5 protein-coding genes and 1 tRNA gene are annotated in these 4,707 nt (G+C 69.4%); 4 read left to right on the plus strand and 2 right to left on the minus strand.

From position 1 onward, the window contains the following. From KA248_15620 to KA248_15630, 3 genes are all read left to right on the plus strand, one after another. On the plus strand, positions 1-412 hold a 412-nt coding region (locus tag KA248_15620; GenBank protein MBP7831337.1), incomplete at its 5' end, for a class I SAM-dependent methyltransferase. Between the two features lie 71 nt (positions 413-483). Further along, positions 484-555 (plus strand) — tRNA-Lys (locus KA248_15625). 25 nt (positions 556-580) lie between these two features. Further along, on the plus strand, positions 581-1,750 hold the full coding sequence (locus KA248_15630; GenBank protein MBP7831338.1) for a 6-phosphofructokinase: 1,170 nt from the start codon (positions 581-583) through the stop codon (positions 1,748-1,750). A 52-nt stretch (positions 1,751-1,802) separates the two neighbouring features. Here the strand turns inward: KA248_15630 and KA248_15635 are convergent, their stop codons facing one another. Next, complete coding sequence (locus tag KA248_15635) at positions 1,803-2,861, minus strand: PEGA domain-containing protein (GenBank protein ID MBP7831339.1); 1,059 nt, start codon at positions 2,859-2,861, stop codon at positions 1,803-1,805. A gap of 354 nt (positions 2,862-3,215) precedes the next feature. Between KA248_15635 and KA248_15640 the strand changes: the two genes are divergently transcribed. Next, positions 3,216-4,433 (plus strand): alginate lyase family protein, encoded by a 1,218-nt coding sequence (locus KA248_15640; protein ID MBP7831340.1) that lies wholly within the window; start codon positions 3,216-3,218, stop codon positions 4,431-4,433. A 39-nt stretch (positions 4,434-4,472) separates the two neighbouring features. On the opposite strand, the gene KA248_15645 is transcribed toward KA248_15640, so the two are convergent. Then, the coding region (locus KA248_15645) for a hypothetical protein (protein MBP7831341.1) at positions 4,473-4,707 on the minus strand (235 nt) is incomplete at its 5' end.

Below are 4,707 nucleotides of genomic sequence, written 5' to 3' on the forward strand. Positions count from 1 at the left end.
CAACGGCTACAGCGCCATCTGGATCGGCCTCGGCCTGCGCGAGACCGGCGGCCGCCTGGTGGCGATTGAATACGACCCAGGCCGCGCCAGGCAAGCCGCCGACAACATCCGGCGGGCCGGCTTGGCCGACATCGTGACGGTGGTCGCCGGGGACGGCTTCCGGGAGATCCCGAAGCTCGGCGGTGAGTTCGACTTCGTGTTCCTGGACGCCTGGAAGAAGGACTACAAGCGCTTCCTCGACCTCACCTGGCCGCGCCTGGTCCCGGGCGGCCTCTTCCTCGGGCACAACGTCGTCAACAAGCGCTCGGAAATGCCCGACTTCCTGGACGCCATCACGCGAAACCCGGCCATGCTGACGTCGATCGTCTCCCCCTCCGGCGAGGGCGTGTCGATCAGCTACAAGCGCCGCTAGGCCTTTGAAAGGGGATCCTGCAGAGGAAAGGCGGGAGGGCGCCCGCGGGTGGATGCTAGACTGAGAACCGTGGGCCGGTAGCTCAGGGGTAGAGCAGCAGACTTTTAATCTGCGGGCCGTGGGTTCGATTCCCACCCGGCTCATACCAGCTTCGGAGGTCGTCGGCGCATGACTCGCACGCGGCGGATCGGGATCCTCACCGGGGGCGGCGATGTTCCCGGCCTCAACGTGGCGATCAAGGCGGTGGCGGTCAGGGCGCGCAACCACGACATCGAGGTGCTCGGGCTGCGCCGCGGCTGGCTGAGCCTCGTGCAGATCAACCCCGACGACCCCGGCTCGCTTTCCGCCTGGACGATGTCGCTGCCGCCCGACCGGGTCCGCACCTTCGACCGCACGGGCGGGACCATCCTGCACACGTCGCGCACCAACCCGAGCAAGATGAAGCCCGAGGAGGTGCCGTCCTGGATCCGCGCCGAGGACCGCGCCGCCCTGCCCGACGGGCGCGTGGACTGCACGCGTCACGTCCTGCGCGTGCTCGACTTCCTCGGTCTCGAGGCGCTCATCCCGATTGGCGGCGACGACACCCTCAGCTTTGCCTCCCGTCTGCACCAGGAAGACTTCCGGGTGGTGGCCATCCCCAAGACGATGGACAACGACGTCTTCGGGACCGACTACTGCATCGGGTTCTCGACGGCGGTGACCCGCTCGGTGGACGCGATCACGAACTTCCGCACCTCGGTCGGCTCGCACGAACGCATCGGCGTCGTGGAGCTGTTCGGCCGCAACTCGGGCGAAACCTCACTCTACGCGGCGTACCTTGCCGACGTGGACCGCGCGATCATCTCGGAAGTGCCCTTCGACATCGAGCGCCTGGTGAAGTTCCTGGTCGAGGACCGCGGACGGAACCCCTCGAACTACGCGATGCTGACGATCTCGGAAGGGGCGCAGCCCAAGGACGGCGGCGTCCTCGAGACAGGCGAAGAAGACGCCTACGGCCACCGCAAGCTTGGCGGCATCGGCTACATCGTGGCCCAGGAGATCAAGGAGCGGAGCGGGATCAACATCATGTACGAGCAGCTCGCGTACATCATGAGATCGGGCGCGGCCGATTCGCTCGACCGGATGGTCGCGGTGTCGTTCGGTTCGCTGGCGCTCGACCAGGTGGCGATGGGCCACGCCGGCCGCATGGTGTCGCTGCAGCAGGGGATCTACACGACGGTGCCGCTCGACCTCGTGATCCAGGGCAAGAAGCGCGTCGACGTAACCGCCCTGTACGACACCCACGAGTACCGGCCGCGCGTGCGCGACATGCTCGGCAAGCCCATGTTCCTGTACTAGTAGGGGCTTTAGCCCCGTTTCTGCATGGGTCTCCCGCGGCCTGCCCGGGGCGTCACCGCCGCATGTCCACGCTGATCCGCGCCGGCTCCCCGGCCCTGACCGTCGTCCGGACGGTCTTCTCCCCGAATCGCGGGTGGCTCAACACCACCAGGTGGGGGCCGATCGGCACCGTGAGCGCGCCGAGCGGGGTCTGCCCCACCGGCCGCCCGTCGATGGTGACCTCAGCCCAGGGGATCGCGTTGATGGCCACGGGCTCTTCCGGCACCTCCGCCTCGACAATCGTCGTGCGCCCGGCCGAAACCCGGACGGTGCGGCTCGCTTGGTAGCCGACCGCCTCGTTGGTGAGCTGCACCGTGTGGGTGCCGGCGTCGAGCGGGATGCGGTCCATCTCGCTCGTGCCGAGCAGTCGGCCCTCCTTCGTCACGCGAAGCTCGAAGGGGGCGCGGACCTGGATCGAACCCTCGGCGGCAGGCGCCGCCGCGGGCTCGGCTGCCGCCGGCAGCGGGACGACGAGCGACACCGTTTCCCCGGCAGCGACGCGCGCGGCATGCCGGTAGGTGCCTCCCGCGTGCTGGATCACCACCGCATGCTCGCCTGGCCCGATCGACGGAACGATCACCGGCGAGGCGCCGAGGCGTTTGCCGTCCACGGTGACGATGGCGCCGGCCGGTTCGGTGCGCACGGCCAGCGAGCCGGTGGTTGGGGCGGGCGGTTCTGCGGCCACGGGCGGCGTCGAGTCGAGCGTGTCCGCCGGGGCACCGGCGTCTCCAGGGGAAGCGGCCGGTCCGGCGGGAGCCAGTCGCAGCACCGCCACCACCAGCGCGGCCAGCAGGCAGACGGCGAGCAGGGCGAGCGCTCCGCGCCCTGCAAACCGCTTCGCGCCCGTCACCAGCGGGAGCTGGGGGCGGGCCGGGGGCAGGATGAAGGGTTCGGGCTTTCGCGGAGAGGGGTCGTGGCCCGCGCGTCGTTCGGGCGCGCGTCTGACGGTTTCGTCAACGCCCGGGAACCCGGTTGAAGGCGGCGGTTGTTCGGGCTGCTCGAGATCCAGGTAGGCCAGGTCGTCGGGTGCCGGAGGCCAGGCGAGGTCCTGGTGGGGCTGGCTGCGGGGCATGGACCACTGTAAACGCCGCTAGCTGGCAGACCATGGGACGGGGATCCCATTTTCCCGCCGCCAAGGTCAGCAACAGAAATAGGATCGTGCGGTCAAAGTTGGCGTGTGAGCCCAGGGGGCCGGGTTCCCGGATCCGTCAGCGGATCCCGGTTTCCGGAAGAATCCGACCCGGATGATGACGGCAGTGTGCCCGGCCCGACTTTCGCACGCTCCCCGGCGAGCGGCCGTCCTGGCGCTCGTCCCCCACGCCGGACGTTCCTCGCGCCGCTCGCACACCCTCGGACATCCCGTTTCTCGGTGCTCGCGCACAGCTCATCAATTTGGGAAACGGCCAGAACAAGGGAGACGTTCACAGTGCACGCGACCACCAGGGGCGGCCTTGCCGCACTCATTTCGATCGCCGCGCTCACCGGTGTACTGGCCCAGCAGGCCACGCCCCCCGGCCCACCGACCAACGTGCGAATCCTCAGCCAGCAGACCGGCGGGACGGGCGGCGGATCCGGACCGCGCACCGGGATCTGGATCGGCAAGTCCGAGCTGGATGCCCTGCCGATGAGCGGCACGGCCTGGAACGAACTGAAGGCCGAGGCCGACTCGAGCTGGACGGTGCAGTCGATCGAGACCCAGAGTGGCCAGGTCTTCAACGTCCAGGCGATGGCCGGTGCGCTCGTCTACGCGCGGCTGGCTCCGAACGCCAGCGCCGGGACTTACCGGGCGAAGGTGGCGCAAGCCATCCGCAACGTCATGGCCCGCCCGGACCAGTCGTCGTCCTGCACGGCGCCCAACCGCAACCTGGGGACCTGGGCGATCAGCGCGGACCTCATCAACCTGCGGGAGTACGACCCGACGCTCGACACGCAGTTCCGGGCGTGGCTGCGCCGCAAGCTCGACGTCCCGTACGACAGCAGCCCGTCCACCATCCGCACGCAGGTCGCGCGGCCGAACAACCAGGGCGCGTGGGCGTGCTTCGCGGTCACCGCGGTGAGCCGCTACCTGGGGGACACGGCGACGCTCAACACCATCGCGGTCCGCATGCGCCGCTTCCTGGGGGACACCTCCGCGCCGTACAGCCTGCGCTGGGACACGTCGAACCAGTCGTGGCAGGCGAACCCGGGCAGCCAGGCGTCGTGGGTGGGGATCAACCCCAAGGGCGCGAAGCGTGACGGGCACAACTTCGACGGCATCCAGCCTGAAGATCAGCGCCGCGGCACACCGGAAAGCTACTCGGCCTCGAGCTTCCCGAACGACTTCTCGAGCGTCCGCTACAACGAGGTCGCGCTCGGCGCCTACCTCGGCACCGTCCTCATGCTCGAACGCGCCGGCTACCGGGACCTAGTCGACGCGTCGGACCAGGCGCTGCTGCGGGCGGCGCGCTGGATCAAGTACGCCGCCGACAACTACGCCTCGAAGGGATACGTCTACTTCCGCGGTTTCCACGAGGCGGCGCAGCCCTTGGTCAACTACTTCTACAACGCCGGCATGCCCGAGGTTAAGTCGCGGGATCAGATGGAAGGCCGGGAGTTCGGCTACTCCTGGACGTTCTGGACCCACGCCGGCAAGCGGCTGCGGTAACCTTCCCGGGGCCGGCTCCAGGGCGGGCCGGCCCCGGTCTCAGGAGAGTTCCCGCAACCTGTCGCGCAGGCGCGCTGTCAGGAACCGATCCCAGGCGCGGAACCGCCACCGGTTCCCGCCCTTGTTCGCGCCAGCCGCCGCCACTCGCGCGGCCTCCGCCGCCCAGCGGTCGAGCAGCGCATCCACCTCGAACAGCGCGATCGCGCCGACCGGCACCGGGTCGTCTTCGAAGTACCCCCGCAGGAACTCGGCGCGCCAGACATCCACGGCGGAC

The organism is Kiritimatiellia bacterium (genome assembly GCA_018001225.1).
Classification (GTDB): Bacteria; Verrucomicrobiota; Kiritimatiellia; order CAIQIC01; family JAGNIJ01; genus JAGNIJ01.